The organism is Streptomyces sp. NPDC038707 (assembly GCF_040636485.1).
GTDB lineage: Bacteria > Actinomycetota > Actinomycetes > Streptomycetales > Streptomycetaceae > Streptomyces.
The window spans coordinates 31,694-57,202 of sequence record NZ_JBEZUP010000011.1; the positions used below are offsets into that span (position 1 = coordinate 31,694).

At 74.8% G+C, this 25,509-nt stretch carries 19 protein-coding genes; 6 read left to right on the forward strand and 13 right to left on the reverse strand.

All coding sequences use genetic code 11. From position 1 onward, the window contains the following. Nucleotide 1 precedes the first annotated feature (1 nt). A complete protein-coding gene (gene eccB / locus AB0E62_RS17160) occupies nucleotides 2-1,531 on the reverse strand; it encodes a type VII secretion protein EccB (RefSeq protein WP_362193558.1) in 1,530 nt (509 codons plus the stop codon). A 197-nt stretch (nucleotides 1,532-1,728) separates the two neighbouring features. Here eccB and eccE point away from each other — a divergent pair, with 197 nt between their 5' ends. From eccE to AB0E62_RS17175, 3 genes are all read left to right on the forward strand, one after another. Further along, entirely contained in the window at nucleotides 1,729-3,066 is a 1,338-nt protein-coding gene (gene eccE, locus AB0E62_RS17165) for a type VII secretion protein EccE (RefSeq protein WP_362193561.1), read from the forward strand. 77 nt (nucleotides 3,067-3,143) lie between these two features. Further along, complete coding sequence (locus tag AB0E62_RS17170) at nucleotides 3,144-3,851, forward strand: hypothetical protein (RefSeq protein ID WP_362194042.1); 708 nt, start codon at nucleotides 3,144-3,146, stop codon at nucleotides 3,849-3,851. Between the two features lie 321 nt (nucleotides 3,852-4,172). Beyond that, on the forward strand, nucleotides 4,173-7,469 hold the full coding sequence (locus AB0E62_RS17175; RefSeq protein WP_362194045.1) for an SCO5717 family growth-regulating ATPase: 3,297 nt from the start codon (nucleotides 4,173-4,175) through the stop codon (nucleotides 7,467-7,469). Nucleotides 7,470-7,623: 154 nt separating this feature from the next. On the opposite strand, the gene AB0E62_RS17180 is transcribed toward AB0E62_RS17175, so the two are convergent. The 9 genes from AB0E62_RS17180 to rimP all read right to left on the reverse strand — a co-directional run bounded on the left by AB0E62_RS17180 (nucleotide 7,624) and on the right by rimP (nucleotide 19,720). Next, nucleotides 7,624-8,571, reverse strand: a complete 948-nt coding sequence (locus AB0E62_RS17180; RefSeq protein ID WP_362193564.1) for a bifunctional riboflavin kinase/FAD synthetase — start codon at nucleotides 8,569-8,571, stop codon at nucleotides 7,624-7,626. A 207-nt stretch (nucleotides 8,572-8,778) separates the two neighbouring features. After that, nucleotides 8,779-12,309, reverse strand: a complete 3,531-nt coding sequence (locus AB0E62_RS17185) for a trypsin-like peptidase domain-containing protein (RefSeq protein ID WP_362193567.1) — start codon at nucleotides 12,307-12,309, stop codon at nucleotides 8,779-8,781. Between the two features lie 337 nt (nucleotides 12,310-12,646). Beyond that, on the reverse strand, nucleotides 12,647-13,552 hold the full coding sequence (gene truB, locus AB0E62_RS17190; protein WP_362193569.1) for a tRNA pseudouridine(55) synthase TruB: 906 nt from the start codon (nucleotides 13,550-13,552) through the stop codon (nucleotides 12,647-12,649). Continuing rightward, complete coding sequence (gene rbfA / locus AB0E62_RS17195; RefSeq protein WP_362193572.1) at nucleotides 13,549-14,007, reverse strand: 30S ribosome-binding factor RbfA; 459 nt, start codon at nucleotides 14,005-14,007, stop codon at nucleotides 13,549-13,551. Before rbfA ends, truB begins: the two co-directional genes overlap by 4 nt. 52 nt (nucleotides 14,008-14,059) lie before the next feature. Continuing rightward, nucleotides 14,060-14,353, reverse strand: a complete 294-nt coding sequence (locus AB0E62_RS17200) for a DUF503 domain-containing protein (protein WP_362193575.1) — start codon at nucleotides 14,351-14,353, stop codon at nucleotides 14,060-14,062. Between the two features lie 176 nt (nucleotides 14,354-14,529). Next, a complete protein-coding gene (infB, locus tag AB0E62_RS17205) occupies nucleotides 14,530-17,607 on the reverse strand; it encodes a translation initiation factor IF-2 (RefSeq protein WP_362193578.1) in 3,078 nt (1,025 codons plus the stop codon). A gap of 145 nt (nucleotides 17,608-17,752) precedes the next feature. Then, nucleotides 17,753-18,049 (reverse strand): YlxR family protein, encoded by a 297-nt coding sequence (locus AB0E62_RS17210; protein ID WP_362193581.1) that lies wholly within the window; start codon nucleotides 18,047-18,049, stop codon nucleotides 17,753-17,755. Between the two features lie 160 nt (nucleotides 18,050-18,209). Beyond that, on the reverse strand, nucleotides 18,210-19,196 hold the full coding sequence (nusA, locus tag AB0E62_RS17215) for a transcription termination factor NusA (protein WP_362193584.1): 987 nt from the start codon (nucleotides 19,194-19,196) through the stop codon (nucleotides 18,210-18,212). Between the two features lie 2 nt (nucleotides 19,197-19,198). Then, on the reverse strand, nucleotides 19,199-19,720 hold the full coding sequence (rimP, locus tag AB0E62_RS17220; RefSeq protein ID WP_362193587.1) for a ribosome maturation factor RimP: 522 nt from the start codon (nucleotides 19,718-19,720) through the stop codon (nucleotides 19,199-19,201). Between the two features lie 241 nt (nucleotides 19,721-19,961). Between rimP and AB0E62_RS17225 the strand changes: the two genes are divergently transcribed. The 3 genes from AB0E62_RS17225 to AB0E62_RS17235 all read left to right on the forward strand — a co-directional run bounded on the left by AB0E62_RS17225 (nucleotide 19,962) and on the right by AB0E62_RS17235 (nucleotide 21,967). Next, nucleotides 19,962-20,474, forward strand: coding sequence for a hypothetical protein (locus AB0E62_RS17225; RefSeq protein ID WP_362193590.1), 513 nt, complete (start codon nucleotides 19,962-19,964; stop codon nucleotides 20,472-20,474). After that, on the forward strand, nucleotides 20,471-20,986 hold the full coding sequence (locus tag AB0E62_RS17230) for a ferritin-like domain-containing protein (protein ID WP_362193593.1): 516 nt from the start codon (nucleotides 20,471-20,473) through the stop codon (nucleotides 20,984-20,986). Before AB0E62_RS17225 ends, AB0E62_RS17230 begins: the two co-directional genes overlap by 4 nt. A gap of 81 nt (nucleotides 20,987-21,067) precedes the next feature. After that, a complete protein-coding gene (locus AB0E62_RS17235; RefSeq protein WP_362193596.1) occupies nucleotides 21,068-21,967 on the forward strand; it encodes an aminoglycoside phosphotransferase family protein in 900 nt (299 codons plus the stop codon). Between the two features lie 362 nt (nucleotides 21,968-22,329). On the opposite strand, the gene AB0E62_RS17240 is transcribed toward AB0E62_RS17235, so the two are convergent. The 3 genes from AB0E62_RS17240 to AB0E62_RS17250 form a co-directional block, all read right to left on the reverse strand. After that, nucleotides 22,330-24,033 (reverse strand): proline--tRNA ligase, encoded by a 1,704-nt coding sequence (locus AB0E62_RS17240; protein ID WP_362193599.1) that lies wholly within the window; start codon nucleotides 24,031-24,033, stop codon nucleotides 22,330-22,332. Between the two features lie 73 nt (nucleotides 24,034-24,106). Beyond that, the gene (locus tag AB0E62_RS17245) at nucleotides 24,107-24,637 is read right to left on the reverse strand and encodes a GNAT family N-acetyltransferase (protein ID WP_362193602.1); all 531 of its coding nucleotides are present in this window, start codon (nucleotides 24,635-24,637) and stop codon (nucleotides 24,107-24,109) included. 20 nt (nucleotides 24,638-24,657) lie between these two features. After that, nucleotides 24,658-25,506 (reverse strand): GNAT family N-acetyltransferase, encoded by an 849-nt coding sequence (locus AB0E62_RS17250; RefSeq protein WP_362193605.1) that lies wholly within the window; start codon nucleotides 25,504-25,506, stop codon nucleotides 24,658-24,660. Nucleotides 25,507-25,509 lie beyond the last annotated feature (3 nt).

The window sequence follows — 25,509 nt, forward strand, 5'->3', positions numbered from 1 at the left end:
CTCAGGAGCCCTGCGGCTGGCGGGCCGCCGCGGTGGACAGGCGGGGTCCGGTCGGCAGGAACTTGGACCAGGGGGCGGGGATGGGGGCGGGGTTCACGTCGGCGTAGCCGAGGCGGGTCTGCGCGAGCCTGGCCTCCTGCTGGAGCTGCTTGCGCTGCTTGTCGGAGACGCCGATGCGCTTGTCCTCGCCGACGCTGTCGTCGTTGGACTGGAGCGCGTAGCGCAACCCGGTGTCGGTGACCAGGAAGACCGGGCCGGCCTTGGTCTCGCGGCCCTGGAACTGGCGGTAGAGCTGGCCGGAGCCGGCCGTGACGTAGGCGCTGGAGGAACCGGTGGGCAGGACGGCGGGGAAGTCGGTGCCGGCCCAGGTACTCAGGGTGGTGGCGCCGTTGTCGGGGTCGACGTGGTTGAGGATGGTGCAGACGGTGTTGCGGCTGCCGGCGGCCGGGGCGGGGTTGTTGACGGCGCTGGGCTTCTCGGTGGGCCAGGTGTGCTCGGCGGCGAACGGCTCGCCCCGGGTGATGGCGCCCGCGCTGACCTCCTGGGCGTGTCCGGCCTGGCCGAGCTTCACCAGGTCCGTGCTGGCCAGCAGGAGCTGGGCGACGAAGTCGGAGACGGGCGCGACCCGGCCGGGCAGGACGACGAAGTACTGCTCCTGGCCGTTGACCGGGGCGCGCAGCACCATGCCGACGCGGTTGGCCCGGTCGTCCAGCTGGCCGGGGGCGTGCGCGGCGGCGCCGGGCGCGCCGGTGACCGGCGGGAAGCTGACCGGGTCGCCGGGGTGGAGGGTGTCGATCCACTCCTTGGTCACCCGCTGCGGGGTGCGGTCGGCGCCCACGATGGTCTGGAGCAGCAGGGTGTCGCCGGCGTCCACGGGGTAGGCCCGTCCGTGCGCGTCGATCACGTACTGCTTCTTGTCCGGGGTGGCGACGTAGAGGAGTTCGCCGCCGCGCAGCTTCTGCCGGCTGCCCCGGAGCTTGCCCTGGTCGCGTTCGGCCAGGACGAACGCGGCCTTCTGGACGGAGCCGCCGCTGCCGCTCGGGCGCTCGCAGACGGCCCATTCCTTGGCGGCGCCGGCCTCCTTGCCGGAGGGCAGCCGGTCGGGGGCGTAGGGGATGCCGATGGTGACGCCGTGCGGGATCTTGCCGTTGTCGAGGACCGACTCGTCGACGGTGACCACGTCGACATCGCTCTGGGTGTCGAGGACGAGCTTGGCCGACGCCATGTTGAGGACCGGGTGGAGCTGGACCTTGTCCTTGGTCTTCAGGACGACGTACCGGGTGGTGGACTTGCTGGCGATGATCACCTTCTGGCCGGGGGCGTCCCAGCCCTGCGGGGCCGTGGGCTTGAACATCCCCCAGGCGCCGAAGGCCGCGAGCACGACCACGCCGACGATCGCGCCGGGCAGGATCGCGCGCAGTGGCCGGGGAGCCCCCTCGTCGGAGGCATCCGGTGACGACTGCACGAACGACGCGAGCATGCGGCGCTTCGCGAAGGTGTAGGCGTTGAGTTGGTCCCGCCGAGATGCCATCTGTGCCTGTTTCTCCCCGTGACTCGCCCGGAGCGCACCCGGGGACCACGCTCCCCCGCCCTCCGTTGTCGGACCCGGCCCCTACTATGCCTGGTATGGGGCGGGGCTCGTGGAGCGGGTAGGGTACCTGGGCCCTCAAGGGCCTTGTTCAGTGGCCTGGTTCCAGCGAGTTGTGAGCAAATCGGGGGGATGCAGTGATGGCTTCCGGAACGCGGACGCGAGCGCGCGGCCGGTCGGCGGCGCGAGGCCGTGCGGCCGGGTCCGGGTCCGCGCCGCGTGGTGCGTCCGCCCGGCGCGGTACGGACCGCCGGCAGGTCACGCCCGGGCTCAGGCAACGGCCGGGCCAGGCCGGGTCGTTCCGTTTGCAACGGCTTGTGCTGGTCGAGCTGGCGGCGGCCGTGCTGCTGGTGGGCTGGGCCGTCGGCATGGCGGTCCTGGTGCCGGCGGCGGTGGTCGCGCTGGTGCTGGTCCTGCTCGCCTTCGTACGGCGGCGGGGCCGGTCCCTGCCGGAGTGGCTCGCCACCGCGCGGGAGCTGCGGGCGCGGCAGAAGCGGGCCGCGAGCACCCCGGTACCGCCGGGCACGGAGCCCGGGCTGGTTCCCGCGGTGGAGTGCGAACCGGCCCTGCGCACGTACTCGTACGGCGCGCGGGACCGGCGGCCGGCCGGCATCGTCGGGGACGGCACGTTCGTCACGGCCGTGCTCCAGGTGGAGGCCGACGCGACCGCGCTGCGCGCCGAGCGGAGCCGCCAGCCGCTGCCGCTCGGCCTGGTGCGGGACGCGCTGGAGGTGGACGGCATCCGCCTGGAGTCCGCGCAGATCGTGCTGCACACGCAGCCGGCGCCCGCGCTGCACCTGCCCCAGCAGTCGGTGGCCGTCGCCAACTACATCCCGTTGCAGGAGCAGACCGGCGCCCCGGCGGTGCGCATCACCTGGATCGCGCTGAAGCTGGATCCCGAGCTGTGCGCGGAGGCCGTGGCCGCGCGCGGCGGCGGGCTGGAGGGCGCGCAGAAGTGTGTCGTACGGGCCGCGGACCATCTGGCGAGCCGGCTGACCGGCGCCGGGTTCCGGGCCCGGGTGCTGGACGAGGAGGAGCTGGTCGCCGCCCTCGCCACCTCGGCCTGCGCCAACCCGCTGGTCACCGCGGAGGCGGGGCGCAGCGAGACCCGGGAGCGGCGCACGGAGGAGTCGGGGCGCAGCTGGCGCTGCGACAACCGGCGCCACACCACGTACTGGGTGCGGCGCTGGCCTCCGCTGGGCGGCGGCGGGGCCGAGTCGCTGCCCCAGTTCGTCGCCCGGGTCACGGCGGTACCGGCCCTGGCGACCACCTTCAGTCTGACGCTCGCACCCGGGGAGCGGCAGGAGGTGTCGCTGTGCGGGCACCTGCGGGTGACCGGGCGCAGCGACGACGAACTGGTGGCGGCGCGCCGCGCTCTGGAGGCCGCCGCCCGGCAGTCGGGGGCGGGTCTGGCCCGGCTCGACCGCGAGCAGTTGCCCGGCGTGCTGGCCACTCTGCCCCTCGGAGGTGCGCGGTGACGACGATTCCGACGACGTACCCGGCGGCGGGCGGGTCGGCACCCGGTGCGCCGGGTCCGTCCGGGCCGCGGCGGGCGGTGGACCGGCTGCGGCACGGGCTGGGCCTGATCGGTCCCCGGCACGGCCGGCACGGGCTGCCCGTGCCGCAACTGGACGCGCTCGCCCTGCCCGTCGGGGACGACGGGGTGGTGGCCGGTGTCGACGCCGAGGGACAGCCGGCCGTGCTGGGCATCAACCGGCCCACGCCCTACGACGTCGTCCTGATCGGCGGCCTGTGGACCGCGCAGGTCCTGGCGCTGCGCTCGGCAGCCACGGGCGCCCGGGTCGCCGTGGAGACCGGCCGGCCGCAGGCCTGGATGCAGATGGTGCACGCGATGGGCGGCGGACAGAACGGCCTGTCCGTGTACGACGTCGGGCGGGTGCCGCCGCAGGGCGCCTCCGCCGGTACGCCGGTACTGGTGGTGCGGGACTGCGGTATGCGGCCCCCGCGCGGCCGGGTGGTGTCCGGTCCCTGGCAGTCGGTGCTGACGCTGCTGCCGTATCTCAGCCCGGTCGCGCCCCGGCTGCTGCGGCAGGCGCGGCTGGCCGGCATCCAGCGGGTCTCGCCGGACGAGGCGGCCGAACTCGGGCGCACGATGGGGCTGTCGCGGACCGAGGTGGAGTCACTGCCGGCGCTGCCCGACGGCGTCACCCTGTGGTGCACCGACCGTGACCGGCAGTACGTGCTGACGCAACCCACGGACGCCGAGATCGGATTGTTGGGCACGCCTCGCCGGATGGACTGAACTGCCCTTGCCCGTCCCTTTTGTTCGGGTGCCCTGGTGGCCCGGCGGGACGGGTGGGGCGTCCTCGGGCGGGCGGTGGCCCGCCGGGCGGACGCGGAGAGGCGGGCGGGCCTGCCGGGGTGCGGCTTCCGGTGATTAGGCTGGGAGCGGGCGCGATGGCAGGACCCGTGGACCGGCGTCGGTGTCCCGGAGGGCGGTCCGGTGCACCGGACCGCCCCGAACGACTACGGACGACTCGGTACGACACGACATGGTCGCCCCGGCACGGCATGAGGGTGCTCGACCACACCAGGAGGAATTGTGAGCAGCGATCGGGACGGGATGCGCGGGGGCTGGGACACACCCGGCGATGACCAGCCCGACGCGGAGGCGGTCGAGACCACCGGCGAGTTCACCATCGACTACGCTCCCCCCGCCTGGTACACGCAGAACGCCTCGGGTACGTCGGGAGGCGGGAGCGGTTTCCCCGGCTCCGGAGACCCGGGCACCGGGGCCGGTTCCGGTGTCCCGTCGTTCCCGGCGAGCCCGCCGTCCCCGGCTCCCGCGCCGCCGCCGGCCGTCCAGCCGACGGGCACTCCCGCCCAGGGCACTCCGTTCGCACCGCCGCCGGGGGCTCCGTTCACGCCGCCGCAGGGGGCCGCGTATCCGCCGGCCGCTCCCGCGCAGGCGCCCTCGGGCACGCCTGAGCAGGGCACGCCGTACGCCCCGCCCGCTTCCGGGAGTGCGCCGTACGCTCCTGCCTCCGCTCCCGAGGGCGCACCGTACGCCCCGGCCGCGCAGCCCGCGCCGCCGGCCGGCAGCCCTGTTCCGATGCCGCGGCTGCCCGAGGGCTTCGAGCCGCAGCAGCCGCAGCAGCCGGTGGCCGGACAGGAGGCGCCGGCCGCTCCCGCCGCGGTCGGTCCGGAGCCGGACAACGGGGACCTGGAGAGCGGGGCGACCATGCGTTTCTCCGCGGTCGCCTTCAAGCGCCAGATGGACGAGTTCGCCGAGCGCGCTGCGGCCGCCGCCAAGCAGACGGTCGAGGAGGGCGAGAAGGGTACGGAGGGCTCCGCCGGTTCGGCCGAGGGGGCCGGGGACGGGGACGGAGCCGGGGGTTCCGGGAAGGACGAGGAGGCCGCCGGTTCGGCTGCGGTGGCCTCGGACGCCGTCGTCCCCGGCGGCTCTCCGTCCGAGGGGGGCGAAGGCGGTGCGGAGGGTGCGGAGCCCGTCGCCACCGTGGATTCCGGGGCGGAGGAGGGCTCGGCCGAGAAGCCTGCCGAGGCGACCGCAGAGGAGGGTGGTGCCGGAGAGGGTGCCGCCGCTTCCGCGCGGACCGACGCTCCGGAGCCCTCCGAGCCCTCCGAGTCCTCGGAGCCCTCGGATGCCGAGCCGACGGACGGTACGGCTCCCCACGGTACGGCGCAGGCCCCGGCCGCCCGGGAGGGCGCTGTTGAGGACGGCACCGACGGCACGCCGGAGGACAGCGCTCCCGTCGACGGCACCCCGGCCGACGGCACCACGGCCGAAAGCGCCCCGGACCACGCCGTCCAGCAGTCCGCCGCCCCGCCCACGGACGCCCCGCAGGCCGCCACCCCGCAGCCCGGCGGCCCTCAGCCCGGAGGCTACGGCTTCCCGCCGCCCCCGGCGGCCCCGCAGCCCGGCGTGCCCCAGCCCGCTCCCGGTGCCCCGTTCGCCGCCGCGCCGCCCGCTCCCCCGGCTCCGCAGGGTGCCCAGCCCGGCTGGACGCCGCCGCCCGCGCCGCCGCACGGGGTGCCGCCGCTGCCGCCGGCGTACCAGCCCGCCGCGCCCGCGCCCGCTGCCCAGTGGCCGCAACAGCCCGGCCCGATGCCGGGTCAGCAGCCGCAGCCGGCCCACGGCCAGGGCCCGGCCGGTGTGCCCGGTGCGCAGCCGCCGTTCCAGCCGCAGGCCCCGCAGCCCGCGCCCGCCGCGTGGCAGCAGCCGGACAACCCGAACCAGCCCGGCACCCCCAGCCATCCCCACCAGCCGAACCAGCCCACCGCGCCGACGGCCGGTCCGCAGCCGCAGCCCGTCCCCAGCGGGCCCGTTCCGCCGAGCGGCTACGGCTTCCCGCCCCCCGGAGCACCCAATCCCCCGGCCCAGCCAGGCGGTTACGGCTTCCCCCAGCCGCCGGCGCCCCAGCCGAACCCCAACGGCCCCACCCCGCCGAGCGGCTACGGCTTCCCGCCGCCCGGCGCACCCGACTCCCCCGCGCAGCCCGGCGGTTACGGCTTCCCCCAGCCGCCGCAGGGCCCGGAGGCCGGCGCGCCGCAGGCGCCGCTCGATCCGCGTTCCGGTGCGGCGTGGCCGCAGCCCGTGCGGCACGACCAGCGGCAGCCGACCAACCCCGGTGCCGCGCCGCTCGGTTACACCGCCGCCGTGGAGCTGTCCTCGGACCGGCTGCTCAACAACAAGAAGCAGAAGGCGAAGAGCGGCCGGCCCGCGGCGGCCGGCGGCCGGTTCAAGCTGGGCGGGAAGAAGGAGGAGGCCGAGCGGCAGCGGAAGCTGGAGCTGATCCGTACGCCCGTGCTGTCCTGCTACCGGATCGCCGTCATCAGCCTCAAGGGCGGCGTGGGCAAGACGACCACGACGACCGCGCTCGGCTCCACGCTGGCCACCGAGCGGCAGGACAAGATCCTGGCCATCGACGCCAACCCGGACGCCGGCACGCTCGGGCGCCGGGTGCGCCGGGAGACCGGGGCCACCATCCGTGACCTGGTCCAGGCGATCCCGTACCTGAACTCGTACATGGACATCCGCCGGTTCACCTCGCAGGCGGCCTCCGGGCTGGAGATCATCGCCAACGACGTGGACCCGGCCGTCTCGACCACGTTCAACGACGAGGACTACCGGCGGGCCATCGACGTCCTCGGCCGGCAGTACCCGGTGATCCTGACCGACTCGGGCACCGGTCTGCTCTACAGCGCCATGCGCGGGGTGCTGGACCTCGCCGACCAGCTGATCATCATCTCCACGCCGTCGGTGGACGGTGCGAGCAGTGCCAGTACGACACTGGACTGGCTGTCCGCGCACGGGTACTCCGACCTGGTCTCCCGGTCCCTCACCGTGATCTCCGGGGTCCGTGAGACCGGCAAGATGATCAAGGTCGAGGACATCGTGGCGCACTTCCAGACCCGCACCCGCGGGGTCGTCGTGGTGCCGTTCGACGAGCATCTGGCCGCCGGCGCCGAGGTCGACCTGGACATGATGCGGCCGAAGACGCGCGAGGCGTACTTCAACCTCGCCGCGCTGGTCGCCGAGGACTTCACCCGGCACCAGCAGGCGCACGGGCTGTGGACGAGCGACGGCAACCCGCCTCCGGTGGCCGCCCCGCCGATGCCGGGCCAGGCCGCGCCCGGCCCGCAGGCGTACGGCGCCGGCCAGCCGCCCCAGCCGTATCCCCAGGCCCCGGGCCAGCCGTACCCGCAGGCACCCGGCCAGCCGTATCCCCCGGCGCAGCAGCCCTACCCGCCGCAGCAGGGCCGGCCGTACCCGGCCCAGCCGCAGCCGGGCGGCTACCCGCAGCCCGGACAGCCGCAGCCGCAGCCGCAGCCGCAGTCCCAGCCGTACCCCGGCCAGGGGCAGGGCCAGCAGCCGCCGCAGGCTCCGCCCCAGCAGTAAGGGGCCCAGGGAAAAGGGCGGCCGGTGCGCATCGCACCGGCCGCCCTTTCGCGTCGCAGAGCCGCCGCAGGCCGCCGAGAGCCGCCGCAGGCCGCCGAGAGCCGCCGTAGGCCGTCGGGAGCCGCCGTACAGCCCCCGTGCAGCCCGCCCCGTCCTACTTCTCCGCCGCCACGATCTCCCGGCAGCGCTGCACGTCCACGGCCATCTGCTCCAGCAGGGCCTCCAGCGACTCGAACTTCGCCTGGCCGCGCACGTAGGCGAGGAAGTCGACGGCGACGTGCAGGCCGTACAGATCGAGGCCGACGCGGTCGATGGCGTACGCCTCCACGGTGCGCTCGGTGCCGTCGAACTGCGGGTTGGTGCCGACGGAGACGGCGGCCGGCATGGCCTCGCCCTGGGCGTGCAGGAAGCCGGCGTACACGCCGTCGGCGGGGATGGCGGTGTGCGGGAGCGTCTCGACGTTGGCCGTCGGGAAGCCCATCTCCCGGCCGCGCTGGGCGCCGCGGACGACGATGCCCTCCACCCGGTGCGGGCGGCCCAGGATCTCGCGGGCGCCCGCGACATCGCCCTCGGCGACCAGGCGGCGGGTCAGCGTGGAGGAGAACGGCTCGCCGCCGCCCGCCTCGCCGGTGACGTACAGGTCGACGACGTCGACCTCGAAGTCGTAGGTCTTGCCCTGTTCGGCGAGGAACTCGACGTTGCCGGCGGCCTTGTGGCCGAAGCGGAAGTTGGGGCCCTCCACGACCGCCCTGGCGTGCAGCTTGTCCACCAGCACCTTGACCACGAAGTCGGCGGGCGACAGCTTGGAGAACTCGGTGGTGAACGGCAGGACGAGGACGGCGTCGACGCCCAGTTCGGCCATCAGCTCGGCGCGGCGGTGGTGCGGGGCGAGCAGCGGGGGGTGGCTGCCGGGGCGGACCACCTCGCTGGGGTGGGGGTCGAAGGTGACGACGACGGCGGGTACGCCCAGTGCGCGGGCGCGGTCGACGGCGTGCTTGATGATCAGCTGGTGGCCGCGGTGGACGCCGTCGTAGGAACCGATGGTGACGACGCTGCGCCCCCAGTCCTGGGGGATGTCCTCCAAGCCACGCCAGCGCTGCACTGTGACCGCTCCTCGAACCCTTGTCCGTGTCTGTCCTGACCTCGTTGTGCAGGTCTAAGGGTGCCATGCCGGGTGCTCGGCGCCGGCATCGGCATGGGGGCTGTGACGGGGGGCACGTCCTCCGTGGTGCCGGGCCGGTGCGCGTATGCCCCGTATCCGCCCAGGCCGGTGCGCGTACCCCCGGTACGCAGGCGTTCCCGGTCCCGCTCACGCCGGTACGCGGACGCCCGCGAGGTTCTCGATCATGCGGCGGGTGCCGGGGCCCACCAGGGCGGCCCAGTCGTCGGGGGCGTCGGTCAGCCAGCGGGCCAGGCGGGCGGCGAAGCCCGGCACGTGCCGGACGAGGTCGGCCAGGCCCCGGTCGCAGCGTGCGGCGCCCCCGGGGGCGCGGACGAGCAGGAGTCCCGTGCGGTGCACCAGGCTCCGGGTCTCCTCCTCCCCCGGCCCCGCCCCGGTGTCGTCGCGGGCCGCCGCCGCGTACAGGACGGCGTCCAGGACGGCCGGGTCCCGCTCCCGGTCGAGCAGGAACTCCAGCAGCTCGCGGCGCAGCGGACGGGAGGCGGGCGTGCCGGCGCCGGCCAGGACGGTGGCGAGGGAGGCCCGCAGGGGTTCCGGGCCGCCGTCGAGCAGGGCGGTGACCAGCGGGAGGAGGACGGGGTGCGCGGTGGGGCCCCGGTCCAGGCGGCGGCCGACGCGGCGGGCGAGGGGCCCGGCGGTCTCCGGGCGCAGCCGCACCGCCTCCTGGAGCAGCGCGGCGACCGGCCGGGCGTGGGCCGGGGTGCCGACCTCGGTCAGGGGGCGCAGATCCGCGCCCTCGGGGGTGCGCAGCCGGGCGCGGAAGGCGTCCAGGACGGGTGCGGGGTGGGTGGTCAGGGCCGGTACCAGGGCGCTGGGCGGGAGCAGCGGGTCGCCGTCGGCGAAGTGGCGCAGGGCGGCGGGCAGATGGCGGTCGCGGGTGTGCGGGTCGTGGACCAGGAGGGCGAGGGCGCCGCCGTGCAGGGCGCGGTCGGCGGGGCGGGCGAGCAGGGCGAGGGCGGCGCGGCCGAGCAGGGCGCGGTCCGCCGCCGTACGGACGTGGGGGGCGGCGCGCAGCCCGAAGGTGACGGCCGCGGCCCGGCGGGCGGGGCGCTCGTCGTGCGCCCAGCGGTCGGCCGCCCGGCACAGGGCCGGCGGCTCGTCCTCGGCGAGGTCGCCGAGCAGTTCCTCCGCGCGGGGGTGGGCGCAGGCCGCCAGCACCTCGGTGAGGTCGTCCGGGGCCCGGTGCCGGTGGGTGTGCAGCAGGGCCTGCGCGGCCGTGGCCACGGTGGCGCGCGGGGTCGCGGGCAGCGGCCGCTCGTCGGTGAACCAGCGGGTCAGCAGGGGTTGAACGGCCTGGGGCGCGGCGGCGAGCAGTGCGTCGACGGCGTCCAGGTAGCGGGGGACCGGCGCGGCGGGTGCCGGGTCGGCCGGCACGAGGCGGCGCAGCAGGTCCAGGCGCTCGGCGCCGGGGACGGGCAGCGCGGTCCAGAAGGCGGGGCCGAACTCGGCCGGTACGGGTCTCCGGTCCCGGCGCCAGGCGGTGATCCGGTCGGCGAGCAGGCACAGCACCTCGGTGTACGGGCTCGCGTCCGGGACCTGGAGCAGGGTCCGGGCGAGCAGCCGGGCGGCCCACCAGTTGCCGGTGTCGCGCTCCAGGGCGTCCGCCAACTCCCGTAAGCGGGTCGCCAGTTGACGGGGGCCGTGCTGGCGGGCGAGGAACAGCAGGGACTGGACCACGGGGCCGGTGCGGTGGTGCGGGACCGGGACCGGGCGGGCCGCTCCGGGCCGTTCGCCGGGCGCGCCGGGTGCGTGCACCAGGGCGCGCAGGGCCTCGTCCAGGTCCAGGTGCATGCCGTGCAGCCAGTCGGCCAGGTCCTCGTGGGCGAAGCGGTAGCCGCCGCCGGCCGGTCCGAGGAGGCCCTCGGCGAGGACGGCGGAGGCCCAGCCGGTGCCGGCGCCGCCGAGGCGGGCCGGGGCGGGTCCCCAGGGGAACACGGCCTCGAACGCTTCCCGGTCCAGGTCGCCCTGACCGGGCCCGAGGCTGCGCCGGGCCGCCTCGTGCACCTGCCCGGCCACCCGCGCGGCGAGCCGCCGTACGGCCGCGGCGCGCAGCCCGCTGCCGTCGGCGAGGCGGACCGCGACGCGCAGGCACACCAGGTCGAGGTAGGCGGCGAAGACGTCGTACCGGTCCAGGGGCCCGGCGGGCGGGGCGTCGGGGGCGGCGGCCCGGACCTCGGACAGCAGCCGGAGGGTGAGCGGGTGCCGGGCGTCCCGCGCGCCGAGGAGGCCGTCCGGAAGGCCGTGCCGGGCGCGGGCCCGTCGCGCCTCGTCGGCGGTGAAGTCCCCGACGGCGAGGCACGGGGGCAGCGGGACCACGGGTTCGCGGGGGCGGTCCTCCTCGCCGGGCGGGGTGTGGAGCACGTCCGCGGGGAACGCCCGCCCCGCGCGTTCCCAGTGTTCCTCCCGGCAGGCGACCACCAGGCGGGCCCCGGTCCCGTGGAGCCACTCGGCCGTGCCGCGGATCCACTCGGGCAGGCGGTCGGCGAGGGCCCAGGGCATCTCCTCGGGGCCGTCGAGGAGGAGCAGCAGCGGCCGGCCGGACCGGGCGGCGAGGCGGGCCAGGTGCTCCGGGGTGACATCGCCCAGGTCCTCGGGACGGACCGCGCGGGACGCGGCGACGATGCGGGCGGCGCGGGCCAGGGCGCGGCGGGCGGCGTCGGCCACCGAGCCGTCGGCGTCGGCCAGGTCGGCGCCGCGCAGCCACAGCGTGGGCGCGGGCCGCTCGCCCCGGGCGCGGCGGGCGGCGAGGGCCGCGAGCTGTGTCGTACGGCCGCTGCCCGGGGCGCCGACCAGGCCGAGTACGGGCCGGTCGCCGTCGGTGAAGGCGTCCAGCGCGCGGGCGATGCCGGGGCGCTCGACCGGGTCGGGGGCGCCCGGGGGGCCGTCCTGGCCCACCGAGGTCGTGGCCAGCTGGAGGATGCCGGCGAGGTTGAGGTCGGCGCCGTAGGCGGGGACGGTGGCCGCGTTGCGGGCGAGGAGGTCCGCGAGGGCGCCGTCGGCGGGCCGCAGCGAGACGGCGAAGCCGGCCTCGCGCCCGTCGGCGCGCAGGGCGGTGCCGAGGACGCCGACGACCGCGCCGGTGCGGGCGTCGCGCACCGGTCCCCCGGCCGCGCCGCCGCCGGGCCGGAGCGCGTCCCGGCCGGCCGTGCCGATGGCCAGTTCCAGCGCGTCCTCGAGGACGTGGGAGGCGTCCGCGGCGGTGTAGGTGGCGCGGGTGGCGGCCAGGACCCGTGCCTCCCGCCGGCAGCCGGCGGCGACGTGGACGTAGCTGCCCGCGTCGACCCGGTCCCGTACGGTCAGCGGCAGCGGGTCCGTGCCCAGGCCCTCGGTGCGGATCAGGGCGAGGCCCCGGCACGGCAGCGGGGTGACCGCGTCGGCGGTGATGGTGCGGGTGCGCTGTCCGGGGGCGTCCAGCAGCAGCCGGGGGCGGCCGTCGACGGTCTCGTGACTGGTGAGCAGGGTGCCCTCGTGGTCGGCGAGGAAGCCGAGGCCGAGCGGACGGCCGGCCAGGTCCCGGATCCGTACCAGGGCGGGGCCGGTGCCGCCGGCCGGGGCGGCACCGGGAAGGCCGCCGGGCACGGCCGGTGCTCCGGGTACGGGCTGCCCGTACCCCTGTCCCTCCCGGCGCCCGCCTTCGGTGCGCGGGCCCCGTTCCGCCATGGCCGTACCTCCCCGCCCGTCCCCGTGCCCTGACCAGACGGTAGGCAGGCGGGGAGCGGCGGGACAGTTCTCGCGGTGAACGCGCCCCCTTCCGCTCCCCCGGTTCACTCCGAGCGCCCGCCCGCTCGGGTGAATAGGCGGGGGCTGCTGGAAAACCCTAGGGGTGGGGGAAGAGGGGGACCGTGGAGCGGCGGCAGGGCCCGGCCGACGGCCGGCCGCCGCTCCACGGCGGAAACAGCGCGGCCGAGGCCTCACGGTGGAAACAGCACACCGGAGGCCCCACGACGGCCGTGACACGGCCGCTACGGCGCTCCGGCCGGGCTCAGGCTCATCAGGCTCAGCCGAAGACGGCCAGGCTCTTGGCCTTGCCCCGGTGCTCCTCCACGAGCGCCAGGAAGCGGTCCTCGGGGTCGAACACGGCCACCGGACCGGCTCCCGCGTACTCCTCGGGGATCTCCAGCCGGACGCCGTTCAGCAGCAGCCGGGCCCGCTTGGCGTCGACCTGCCAGCGCCGGAACGCGGCGCCCGCGGCCTCGGCGACCGGCATCACGGTCAGCTCCTGCTGGAGCTGGTCCAGCGTCCTGGCCGTGTCCAGCTTGTAGGGGCCGACCCGGGTGCGGCGCAGGGCGGTGAGGTGGCCGCCGACGCCGAGGTCGGCGCCCAGGTCACGGGCGAGGGCGCGGATGTAGGTGCCGGAGGAGCAGACCACCGACACCACCAGGTCGAGCACGGGCGTGCCGTCCTCGGCGACCGCGTCCCGGACGTCGTACACCGCGAAGGAGGAGACGGTCACCGGGCGGGCGGGGATCTCGAAGTCCTCGCCCTCGCGGGCCCGCTTGTACGACCGTACGCCGTCGATCTTGATCGCGCTGACCTTGGACGGCACCTGCATGATGTCGCCGGTGAGCTTGCCGATGCCCGCGTCGATGGCGTCCCGGGTCACCTTGGAGGCGTCGGTGGACGAGGTGATCTCGCCCTCGGCGTCGTCGGTGACGGTGGTCTGGCCCAGGCGGACGGTGCCCAGGTACTCCTTCTCGGTGAGCGCGAGGTGTCCGAGGAGCTTGGTGGCGCGCTCGATCCCGAGGACCAGGACGCCGGTCGCCATCGGGTCGAGGGTGCCGGCGTGGCCGACGCGGCGGGTCCGGGCGATCCCGCGCATCTTGGCGACCACGTCGTGCGAAGTGAAGCCCGACGGCTTGTCGACGATGACGAGGCCGTCGGGCGTGGTGTGCTTCTGGGTCATTCGGTGGCGTCGCCGTCCGTGTCGGTCTCGTCGTCCGCCGGCTTGCGGTAGGGGTCGGCGCCGGCGGCGTACGTGGCGCCGGTGGCCGCCTCGCGCACCTTCTCGTCGGACTGCCGGGCCTTGTCGAGGAGGTCCTCGATGGTCCGGGCGGTGTCCGGCAGGGCGTCCGCGACGAAGGTCAGGGTGGGGGTGAACTTCACCCCGGCCGCCCGGCCCACCTCGGAGCGCAGGATGCCCTTGGCGCTCTCCAGGCCCGCCGCGGCGGCCTTCCGCTCCTCTTCGTCGCCGTAGACCGTGTAGAAGACGGTCGCCTCCCGCAGGTCACCCGTGACCCGGGTGTCCGTGATGGTGACGTGTGAGCCGAGCCGCGGGTCCTTGATCCCGCGCTGCAGCTTCTGGGCCACCACCTCCCGGATGAGGTCCGCCAGCCTTTTCGCCCGCGCGTTGTCGGCCACTGGTCCGTCTCCCGTTCTTTCTGCTTGCTTGCGTTCTGTGGTCTGGTCGTCGTCAGTCGTCTTCGCCGTGGAAGCGGCGTCGGACCGACAGCAGCTCCACCTCGGGGCGGGCGGCGACCAGCCGTTCGCACCGGTCCAGTACGTCGGTGAGGTGCGTCGCGTCACCGGAGACCACGGCGAGGCCGATGACCGCCCGCCGATGGAGGTTCATGTGGTCCACCTCGGCCGCGCTCACGGCGTACTTCCGCTGGAGCTCGGCGACGATCGGGCGGACGACGGAGCGCTTCTCCTTCAGCGAGTGGACGTCGCCGAGGAGGAGGTCGAAGGACAGAGTCCCCACGTACATGTGTGTGCCGGGTTTACCCGCCGGTACGGGATCGATGGCCTGGAGCCACGTTACCCCGTGCCCGACGGCGGCTCGACCGGGTTTCCCGGCCCCCGGAGCCGCCGCGCCGCCCGGAAAACGGCGCGCTGGCCGGCGGGACCGTGATCCCGCCGGCCAGCTTCGGATGCCGTGGGCCGTTACGCCCGCGGCTTCTCGCGCATCTCGTACGTCGCGATGACGTCGTCGACCTTGATGTCGTTGAAGTTGCCGAGGTTGATACCGCCCTCGTAGCCTTCGCGGATCTCGGTGACGTCGTCCTTGAAGCGACGCAGGCCCTCGATGGTGAGGTTCTCCGCGACGACCTTGCCGTCGCGGATGAGGCGCGCCTTGGTGTTGCGCTTGACCTCGCCCGACCGGATGAGCACACCGGCGATGTTGCCCAGCTTGGACGACTTGAAGACCTCGCGGATCTCCGCCGTGCCGAGCTCGACCTCCTCGTACTCCGGCTTCAGCATGCCCTTCAGGGCCGCCTCGATCTCCTCGATCGCCTGGTAGATGACCGAGTAGTACCGGACGTCCACGCCCTCGCGCTCCGCCATCTGCGCGGCACGGCCGGCCGCACGGACGTTGAAGCCGATGACGATGGCGTCGGAGCCCATCGCCAGGTCGATGTCGGACTCCGTGACCGCACCGACGCCGCGGTGCAGGACGCGGATGTCGACCTCTTCGCCGACGTCCAGCTGGAGCAGGGAGGACTCGAGGGCCTCGACGGAACCAGAGGCGTCACCCTTGATGATCAGGTTCAGCTGCTGGACCTCGCCGGCCTTGAGCACCTTGTCCAGGTCCTCGAGCGACACACGGCGCGTGCGCTTGGCGAAGGCCGCGTTGCGCTCGCGGGCGGCGCGCTTCTCGGCGATCTGACGGGCCGTACGGTCCTCGTCGACCACCAGGAAGTTGTCGCCCGCGCCCGGGACGTTGGTCAGGCCCAGGACCTGGACCGGCGTCGACGGGCCGGCCTCGGCGACGTTGTTGCCGTTGTCGTCGAGCATGGCGCGGACCCGGCCGTAGGCGTCGCCCACGACCATCGTGTCGCCGACCCGCAGGGTGCCTCGCTGGACGAGGACCGTCGCCACGGCACCGCGGCCGCGGTCGAGACGGGACTCGATCGAGATGCCCTGCGCGTCCTGGTTCGGGTTGGCCCGCAGGTCGAGCGAGGCGTCGGCCGTGAGGATCACGGCCTCCAGCAGCGAGTCGATGTGCAGACCCTGCTTGGCGGAGATGTCGACGAACATGGTGTCGCCGCCGTACTCCTCGGCCACCAGGCCGTACTCGGTCAGCTGACCGCGCACCTTGGTCGGGTCGGCACCCTCGACGTCGATCTTGTTGACCGCGACCACGATCGGCACGTCGGCCGCCTTGGCGTGGTTGAGCGCCTCGACCGTCTGCGGCATGACGCCGTCGTTGGCCGCGACGACCAGGATCGCGATGTCGGTCGACTTCGCACCACGGGCACGCATGGCGGTGAACGCCTCGTGACCCGGGGTGTCGATGAAGGTGATCTTGCGGTCCTCGCCGTTGACCTCGGTCGCGACCTGGTAGGCACCGATGTGCTGGGTGATGCCGCCGGCCTCGCCCGCGATGACGTTCGTCTTGCGGATCGCGTCGAGCAGTCGGGTCTTGCCGTGGTCGACGTGACCCATGACGGTGACGACCGGCGGGCGGACCACCAGGTCCTCCTCGTCGCCCTCGTCCTCGCCGAACTCGATGTCGAAGGACTCGAGCAGCTCGCGGTCCTCCTCCTCCGGGCTGACGATCTGAACCGAGTAGTTCATCTCGTCGGCGAGGAGCTGGAGGGTCTCGTCGGAGACGGACTGGGTCGCGGTGACCATCTCGCCGAGGTTCATCATGACCGCGACGAGGGACGCCGGGTTGGCGTTGATCTTCTCCGCGAAGTCGGTGAGCGACGCGCCACGGGAGAGACGGATGGTCTCGCCGTTGCCGCGCGGCAGCATCACGCCGCCGACGCTCGGGGCCTGCATGGCCTCGTACTCCTGGCGCCGCTGCCGCTTCGACTTGCGGCCACGACGCGCCGGACCGCCGGGACGGCCGAAGGCACCCTGCGTGCCACCGCGGCCACCGGGACCGCCGGGACGGCCGCCGAAGCCGGGACGGCCACCGCCGCCACCGCCGGGACCACCCGGACGGCCGGCGAAGCCACCGCCGCCGCCACCGGGACCGGCCGGACGGCCGGCGAAACCGCCACCGCCACCACCGGGACGACCGGCGAAGCCGCCGCCGGGACGACCGCCGCCGCCACCGGGACGACCGCCGGCACCGGGACCGCGACCGCCGCCACCGGGGCCGGGACGCGGGCCGGCAGCGGGACGCTGCGGCATCATGCCGGGGTTCGGACGCGGACCGGCCGGGCCGGGACGCGGGCCGCCCTGCGGGCGGGGCATGCCGGCCGGCGACGGACGCGCGCCGCCGGCAGCCTGCGGACGCGGACCGCCGCCCTGGGCGCCGGGCGCCTGCGGACGGGGGGCGCCGCCGGGACCGCCGGGGCCAGGACGCGGACCGCCCTGCGGGCGCGGGGCCTGCGGGCGGGCCATGCCGGCGTTGCCGCCGGACGTGAAGGGGTTGTTGCCCGGGCGCGGACCGGCCGGACGGGCACCCGGACGCGGGGCCTGGCCGCCGGGACGCTGACCGCCCTGGCCCGGACGGGACGCCTGGCCCTGGCCGGGAGCGGGACGGGAGCCGCCGGGCTTCGGGGCACCGGGACGGGCGCCGCCGGGACGCGGACCCTGGGCGGCCGGAGCCTGCGGGGTCTGCGCGGCCGGGGCGGCCGGCGGAGCGGTGAACTCCGGGGCGGCCGGGGCCGGGCGCGGCGCGGGCTTGGGGCCGGGCACCGGGCGCGGACCCGGGGCGGCCGGGGCCGGCGCGGACGCCGCGGGGGCCGACGGGGCGGCCGGCTGCGGGGCAGCGGGCGCCGTCGGGGGCTTGGGAGCCGCAGCCGGCCGCGGGGCCGGGGCAGCGGGACGTGCCGCCTGCGCCGGGGAGGGCGCGGCGGGCTTGGGGGAGGCCTTGCGCGGGGCGGGCTTCGCGGACTTGCCGCTGCCACCGCCCTGGAAGGCGTCGGTCAGCTTGCGTACAACCGGCGCTTCGATGGTCGAAGACGCCGAACGGACGAATTCACCGAGTTCCTGGAGCTTGGCCATGACGACCTTGCTCTCTACACCGAACTCCTTGGCGAGTTCGTATACCCGGACCTTAGCCACTTCGCTCCTTTGAGGTCCGGGTTGAAGCCGGACCGTCGCTAGTTCATGGGCGTACTCATCGCGTACTCATCGAGTGCTCATCGCAATCTCGACCTGCTTTCGACTCGCGAGGTACCAGGCCGCACGGGGTTCCGTACGGCACGTCTTACGTCGTTGCCTGCTCGGCAACTGTTGTCTGCTCGACGTATTGGCGCAACGCCTTTGTGTCGAGCGGTCCCGGGACGCGCAGTGCCCGCGGGAACGCCCGGCGGCGTACCGCCTGGTCGAGACAGACCAGGGCGGGGTGCACGTAGACACCCCGGCCGGGCAGCGTACCGCGAGGATCGGGGACGCATGCATCCTCGATCTTCACGATCCGCAGGAGATCGTTCTTGGCCGCCCGCTCCCGACACCCCACACAGGTGCGTTCAGGGCATGCTCGGGCGTGCGTCCGGCCAGACACGGTTAAGTCTACCTCCCCGTACCGACCTCACCCCTTTGGGGCAAGAATCGAACGGCTGTTGTCGTGATCTCAGCGTCGGGCGTCCGGGATCCATTCCCCGGCCCCGGGGTCCGCCGGGCGGCTCCGGGGCTGGTCCGGGCTCCCCCGGGTGCGTGTGCGGCTACGCGCCCGCCTGCTCGGTGTCTGGCCGGATATCGATCCTCCAGCCGGTGAGGCGGGCGGCGAGGCGGGCGTTCTGGCCCTCCTTGCCGATCGCCAGCGACAGCTGGTAGTCCGGCACGGTCACCCGTGCGGAGCGGGCGGCCAGGTCCACGACCTCCACCTTGCTCACCCGAGCGGGTGACAGGGCGTTCGCGACCATCTCCGCCGGATCGTCCGACCAGTCGACGATGTCGATCTTCTCACCGTTCAGCTCGCCCATCACGTTGCGCACCCGGCCGCCCATGGGGCCGATGCAGGCGCCCTTGGCGTTCAGGCCCGAACGGGTGGACCGTACGGCGATCTTGGTGCGGTGACCGGCCTCACGGGCGATGGCGGCGATCTCCACCGAGCCGTCGGCGATCTCCGGCACCTCCAGGGCGAACAGCTTCTTCACCAGGTTGGGGTGGGTGCGCGAGAGGGTCACGGACGGGCCGCGCACGCCCTTGGCCACGCGGACCACGTACGACCTCAGGCGCATGCCGTGCGGGTACGTCTCGCCGGGCACCTGCTCCTGCACCGGCAGGATGGCCTCCAGCTTGCCGATGTCCACGAGCACGTTCTTCGGGTCGCGGCCCTGCTGGACCACGCCGGTGACGATGTCGCCCTCGCGGCCGGCGTACTCGCCGAGCGTCGCGTCGTCCTCGGCGTCGCGCAGCCGCTGCAGGATCACCTGCTTGGCGGTGGTGGCGGCGATACGGCCGAAACCGGACGGCGTGTCGTCGAACTCGCGGGCCTCCTGGCCCTCGGTGAGGTCCTCGGGGTCCTCCTTCGCCCACACGGTCACATGCCCGGTCTCCCGGTTGAGCTCCACGCGCGCGTGTCGGCGGCTTCCCTCGGTGCGGTGGTAGGCGATGAGGAGGGCCGACTCGATCGCCCCGACCAGCAGGTCGAAGGAGATCTCCTTCTCCCGGACCAAGCCCCGCAGGGCGCTCATGTCGATGTCCACGGCTACGCCTCCTCCTCTTCCTTCATGTCCTTCTTGCTGTCCTTGCTGTCCTTGCGGTTGAACTCGACCTGCACGCGCGCCTTGGCGATCTCCGGGAAGCCGAGCCTGCGGGTGGTGGCCTTGCGGCCCTTCACCCCGGGCACCTCCACGTCGACGCCCTCGTCGTCGACCTCCAGGATCCGCGCGACCAGTTCGCCGCCCTCCGCGAGCTGGAACTTCACGAGCCGGTCGGTGGCGCGCACGAAGTGCCGGTGCTCGGTGAGGAGGCGCTCCGCGCCAGGGGTTCCGACCTCCAGGTCGTACGCGTCGTCGCCCATCGCGTTGGTCTCGTCCAGCTTCGCCGAGAGCGCGCGGCTCACATCGGCGATCCGGTCCAGGTCCGCTCCGGTGTCGGAGTCGACCACGACGCGCAGCACCCGCTTGCGTCCTACGGAGTCCACGGCGATCTCTTCGAGATCCAGCCCATGGGAGGTGACGAGCGGTTCCAGCAGCTCTCGCAGCCTCTCGCTCTGGGTGGTGCTCATCCGGGTGACTCCTCGGCCGCGTGTGCTGTTGTGGGATGGGTCGCGTGTCAGGTCAAAGGGTACTGCCTCCGGCGGGGGGTGCTTCGCAGCAGGAGGCCGGGGCCGCGTGCCGACCCGGCCGCGTGCTCCCGGGTGGCCCGCCGAGCCGGTGACATGCGGCGGGCGCCCGCGCGGGTACGGTGATCAACGGCGGGCGCTTTCCCGCCCGTGTGTTCGTACAAGCACCCCGAGGACGTCAGCCGTGCCGTACCCACCGCCGTCGCGCACCCCCTCGGGGCCGCGCAGAAGAACCCTGCTCGCCTCGGCCGCCGGCGCCGCCCTGCTGACCGGTTGTTCGGCCGGGGCGGACGCCGGCGACGACGGCGCGCGGGCCGTCGCGCGGGCACGCGCGCGTGCGGCGCGGGACAGCCGGGGGCTGCTGGCGCGTTACGACGCCGTGCTCTCCGCGCATCCCGCCCTGACCGGCCGGCTGCGCCCGCTGCGGGCCCAGGTCGCGGCGCACGCGGCGGCGTTCGAGGACGGCACGGCGCCCTCACCGTCGGCGCCCTCACCGTCGGCGTCGAAGCCCCCGGCCGCGCCCGTGCCCGCCGCCGAGAAGGACGCGGTGGCCCAACTGGCCGCCGCCGAGCGCCTGCTGGCCGACCGGCGGGCCAAGGAGCTGCTGGACGTGCCGGGTGAGCTGGCACGGCTGCTGGCGTCGGTCGCGGCGGCCGGGGCCGCGCACGCGTACCTGCTGACGGAGGGAGCCCGGTGAGCGAGGAGACGGAGCGGCCCGAGGTGACCGCGCTCCAGGCGGCGCTGGCGGCGGAGCACGCGGCGGTGTACGGCTACGGGGTCGTGGGCGGGCGGATCGGCGAGCGGCGCCGGGCCGAGGCGCGGACGGCGTACGACGCCCACCGGGCGCGCCGGGACGCGCTGGTCCGCGCGGTACGCGACCTGGGTGCCGTCCCGGTCGCCGCGAGCGCCGCGTACGAGCTTCCGTTCCCGGTCGGGGACGGCGCGGCGGCGGCACGGCTGGCCGCGCGGCTGGAGGAGCGGGTGGCCGGGGTCTACGCGGACCTGGTGCGGGCGGCGACCGGCGCGCGGCGGGCCGACGCGGCCGGGGCGCTGCGGGAGGCCGCGGTGCGGGCGGTGCGCTGGAGCGGGGGGAGCGTAGCCTTCCCTGGGCTCGCCGAACGGTCCGGGGAGCGGACCGACGAGCTGACGGGCGCGGCCGGCACGACCCCCTCGGCCTCCGCGTCCGCCACGGCCCCGGCAAGGCACTGAGGCACCGGTACACGGCCCGCACACCCGTTGGAGGACGGACCGGGGGCCGGTGAAGACCCACACGAAGGGAACGACTCGCGCATGGCTTGGGAAGCGCCGCCGCGGCTGGTGCGGGCGCTCGGTGAGACGGCACCGGCCGGGGACGACTGGCTGGCGCGGCTGCCCTCGGCGGCCGAGGAGGCCGTCGCCCGGCGCGGGTTGACCGTCGAGCGGGTGCAACTGCCGGGCGGGCGCAGCAGCCTGGTGGTGCTGGTACGGCGGCCGGACGGCACCCCGGCCGTGCTGAAGCTGGCGCCGCCCCGGGCCCGCCCGGAGAGCGAGCGGGCCGCGCTGGCGCACTGGGCCGGGCTGGGCGCCGTACACCTGCTGGAGGACGGCACGCAGGACGGGGCGCTGCTGCTGGAGCGGCTGCACCCGGACGTGTCGGTGCGTTCGCTGCCGGAGGCGAAGGCGCTGCTGGAGGCGGCGGGGACGCTGCGCAGGCTGTGGGTGGAGCCGCCGGCCGGGCATGTCTTCGAGACCGTCGCCGAGCGCACCGGGCGGCAGGCGGCGGCCATGCGGGCGAGCGCGGCGGCCGAGCCGGAGGTGGCCCCGCTGGTGGAGGCGGCCCTCACCGCCCGCGAGGAGCTGCTGTCCGCGCCGCCCGAGGACCGGCTGCTGCACGGCACGTTCCGGCAGAGCAAGGTGCTGTCGGGCGAGCGGATGCCGTGGCTGGCGGTGGGACCGGACCCGGTGGTCGGCGAGAGCGCCTTCGATCTGGCGCGGCTGGTCCGGGACCGGGTGGAGGACCTGATCGCGCAGCCGTCCGGCCCCTCGACCACCCGGCGCCGGATCAAGCGGCTCGCGGAGTCGCTGGAGGTGGACCAGGACCGGCTGCACGGCTGGACGCTGTTCCGAGCGGTGGAGTCCGGGGTCCGGGCGCTCCGCGTGGGCCGGCCGGCGGACGCGGAACTGCTGCTGGAGTTCGCGGGCTGGCTGTAGCGAGGGCCGACGCGTAGCCACGGCCGGCCTGAGTGGCGACGCCCGCGGCACGACTGTCCGTAGCGGCGGCCGACCCGAGCGGCGGCTGACTGCGGCGACGGCTGCCAGGAGAAATCACCGGCCGTAGGAAGACTGGCCGCAGCGGCGCGGACCCCGGCACGGCCGACCGTCGCGACGGCAGACCGAAACGGCAGCCGGCCTAGGACGACTGACCACAGCGGCGGCTGGCCGAAGGGGCGACTGACCCGAGACACGGCCGACCGACTACCGGCCGGTGCGGCGGCCTACCGACGACGCCCCCGGGGAAGTCCCCGGGGGCGTCGTCGGTAGGTCAGGCGGTCGGCGGTAGGCCGGGCCGGGGGTCAGGCCGTCAGGCGGGCGATGGCTTCCTCGACCGTCAGTTCCTCGCGCTCGCCGGTCCTGCGGTCCTTCAGCTCCAGCACGCCCTCGGCGGCGCGGCGGCCGGCCACCAGGATCTGGGGCACGCCGATCAGCTCGGAGTCGGTGAACTTCACGCCCGGGGAGACCCCGGCCCGGTCGTCCACCAGGACGCGGACGCCCGCGGCGGCGAGCTTCCCGGCGACGTCGAGCGCCAGCTCGGTCTGGAGGGCCTTGCCGGCGGCGACCACGTGCACGTCGGCCGGGGCGACCTCCTTGGGCCACACCAGGCCCTTGTCGTCGGCGGTCTGCTCGGCGAGCGCGGCGACGGCACGGGAGACACCGACGCCGTAGGAGCCCATGGTGACGCGGACGGGCTTGCCGTTCTGGCCGAGGACGTCCAGCTTGAGGGCGTCGGTGTACTTGCGGCCGAGCTGGAAGATGTGGCCGATCTCGATGGCGCGGTCCAGCTTCAGGCCGGTGCCGCACTGCGGGCAGGGGTCGCCCTCCTGGACCACGACGACGTCCACGTACGCGTCGACCTCGAAGTCACGGCCGGCGACGACGTTCTTCGCGTGCGTGTGCTCCTTGTTGGCGCCGGTGATCCAGGCGGTGCCGGGGGCCACGCGCGGGTCGGCGATGTACTTCACCTTCTCGCCCAGGCCCTGCGGGCCGACGTAGCCGCGGACCAGCTCGGGGTGGGCGGCGAAGTCGGTCTCGGTGACCATCTCGACGACGGCCGGGGCGAAGTGCGCCTCGACCTTGTCCAGGTCCACCTCGCGGTCGCCGGGCACACCCACGGCGACGATCTCGCCGTCCACCTTGACCAGCAGGTTCTTCAGCGTGGCGGAGGCGGGCACGCCGAGCGAGGCGGCCAGCGTCTCGATGGTGGGGGTGTCCGGGGTGGGGATCTCCTCCAGCGCGGGCACGGCGGAGCCGTCGACCGGGGTGAGCTGGTAGGTGATCGCCTCGGTGTTGGCGGCGAAGTCGCAGTTCGGGCAGTCCGCGAAGGTGTCCTCGCCGGCCTCGGCGGGCGCGAGGAACTCCTCGGACTTGGAGCCGCCCATGGCGCCGGCGGTGGCGGCGCAGATGCGGTAGTCGAGGCCGAGGCGGGCGAAGATCCGCTGGTAGGCCTCGCGGTGCAGGGCGTACGAGGTGCCGAGGCCCTCGTCGTCCAGGTCGAAGGAGTACGAGTCCTTCATCAGGAACTCGCGGCCGCGCAGGATGCCGGCGCGGGGGCGGGCCTCGTCGCGGAACTTGGTCTGGATCTGGTAGAGGATCACCGGCAGGTCCTTGTAGGACGTGCACTGGTCCTTGACCAGGAGGGTGAAGATCTCCTCGTGGGTGGGGCCGAGGAGGTAGTCGCCGCCCTTGCGGTCCTTGAGCCGGAACAGCTCCTGGCCGTACTCGTCCCAGCGGCCGGTCGCCTCGTAGGGCTCGCGGGGCAGCAGGGCGGGCAGGGTGACCTCCTGGGCGCCGATGGCGTCCATCTCCTCGCGCACGATGCGTTCGACGTTCGCGAGGACCTTCTTGCCGAGGGGCAGCCAGCTCCAGATGCCGGCCGCCGTGCGGCGGACGTAGCCGGCGCGGACGAGGAGCTTGTGGCTGAGGACCTCGGCGTCCGCCGGGTCGTCGCGCAGCGTCTTCGCCATCAACTGGGACATGCGCTGGACCGGTGCGTTGGCCATGGTTCTCGTACTCCTGCCGGATAAAGGTGGTGGCATGGAGGTTATCCGGGCCGCCCGTGCCGGTGGAAATCGGTTAACGCCTGCGCAGCGGCAGCGGGGCGCCCATCACGGCGTAGGGGCGCGCCGCGCTCGGGAAGTGCACCTGGCGGGCGAGGTCGGTGTACCCGAGGGAGTGGTACAGGCCCCGGGCCGGGCTGTCGACGTCGATCGCGGACAGGATCGAGCGGGGTTCGTCGGCGGTGTCCGTGATGGTGGTGAGCAGCTTCCGGCCGATGCCCCGGTTCTGGTGGCCGGGGTGGACGTGCAGCTCGGTGATGACGAAGGAGTCGTCGAGCCAGGAGTCGTTGCCCTTCGCGCGCAGATAGGGCTCCACGACGGTGGACCACCAGTGGGTGCGGCTGTTGGGCATGCCGTACACGAAGCCGACGAGCCGGCCGCCGGCGGTCGCGCCGTAGGCTCTCGCGCCCTGGTACTGCATGTGGCGCTGGACGATCTGCCGGCGTACGGCGACCTCGTCCGGTCCCAGGCCGAAGGCGAGGGCTTGGACGGCCAACGCCTCGTCCACGTGGGCGGTGAGGTCCAGGGGGCCGATCACTGGGTCCATGCGGGGAGCGTACAGGGGGGTCAGAACAGCACACTCATGAAGGCTCCGACCTCTTCGAAGCCCACGCGCCGGTACGTCCTTCTCGCCGCGGTGTTGAAGTCGTTGACGTAGAGGCTCGCCACGGGGGCGACGTCCGCGAGGGCGTAGCGCAGCACCGCGGCCATGCCGGGGGCCGCCAGGCCCCTCCCCCGGTACTCGGGGGCCACCCACACGCCCTGGATCTGGCAGGCCTGCGGGGTCGCGGCGCCGATCTCCGCCTTGAAGACGACCCGGCCCCGCTCGTCCACGCGGGCGAAGGAGCGGCCGGAGCCGACGAGTTCGGCGACCCGGGCCTGGTAGAGCAGGCCGCCGTCGCCGGACAGCGGGGAGACGCCGACCTCCTCGGTGAACATCGCCACGCACGCCGGCATGATCGTCTCCATCTCGTCCTTGCGGACGCGGCGGACGTACGGGTCGGGGGCGATGTCGTCGGGCATGCGGTCGGTGACCATCAGCGGCTGGTGGGCGCGGACGTCGCGGGCCGGGCCCCAGTGCGGCTCCAGCAGCCGCCACAGCTCGGCGGTGGCGCCGGCGGGACCGACGATGGAGGAGCAGCGGCGCCCGGCGCGGCGGGCGCGGTCGGCGAAGGCGCGCACGGCGCGCGGGGTGGCGCACACGGGGACGAGGTTCGCGCCCGCGTAGCACAGGGACGTGAGCATGCCGTCCTCGTACCAGCCCCACATCTCGCCGCCGAGCCGCCAGGGGTCCAGGCCGGCGGCCCGGACCCGGGACGTCACGAAGGCGTTGGCGACCGGCTCGCGGTCGAGCACGGCGAGCGCCGCGTCCAGGTCATTCGGTTCCAGGACCCGGGTGGTGGTCTGGGTCAACACTAC

Coding starts and splice junctions, on each gene's coding strand:
- AB0E62_RS17175 (WP_362194045.1), top strand. CDS start 4,173: ATGCGCGGGGGCTGGGACACACCCGGCGATGACCAGCCCGACGCGGAG.
- AB0E62_RS17185 (WP_362193567.1), bottom strand. CDS start 12,309: ATGGCGGAACGGGGCCCGCGCACCGAAGGCGGGCGCCGGGAGGGACAG.
- truB (WP_362193569.1), bottom strand. CDS start 13,552: ATGACCCAGAAGCACACCACGCCCGACGGCCTCGTCATCGTCGACAAG.
- rimP (WP_362193587.1), bottom strand. CDS start 19,720: ATGAGCACCACCCAGAGCGAGAGGCTGCGAGAGCTGCTGGAACCGCTC.
- eccB (WP_362193558.1), bottom strand. CDS start 1,531: ATGGCATCTCGGCGGGACCAACTCAACGCCTACACCTTCGCGAAGCGC.
- AB0E62_RS17240 (WP_362193599.1), bottom strand. CDS start 24,033: ATGGCCAACGCACCGGTCCAGCGCATGTCCCAGTTGATGGCGAAGACG.
- AB0E62_RS17245 (WP_362193602.1), bottom strand. CDS start 24,637: ATGGACCCAGTGATCGGCCCCCTGGACCTCACCGCCCACGTGGACGAG.
- AB0E62_RS17235 (WP_362193596.1), top strand. CDS start 21,068: ATGGCTTGGGAAGCGCCGCCGCGGCTGGTGCGGGCGCTCGGTGAGACG.
- AB0E62_RS17200 (WP_362193575.1), bottom strand. CDS start 14,353: ATGTACGTGGGGACTCTGTCCTTCGACCTCCTCCTCGGCGACGTCCAC.
- eccE (WP_362193561.1), top strand. CDS start 1,729: ATGGCTTCCGGAACGCGGACGCGAGCGCGCGGCCGGTCGGCGGCGCGA.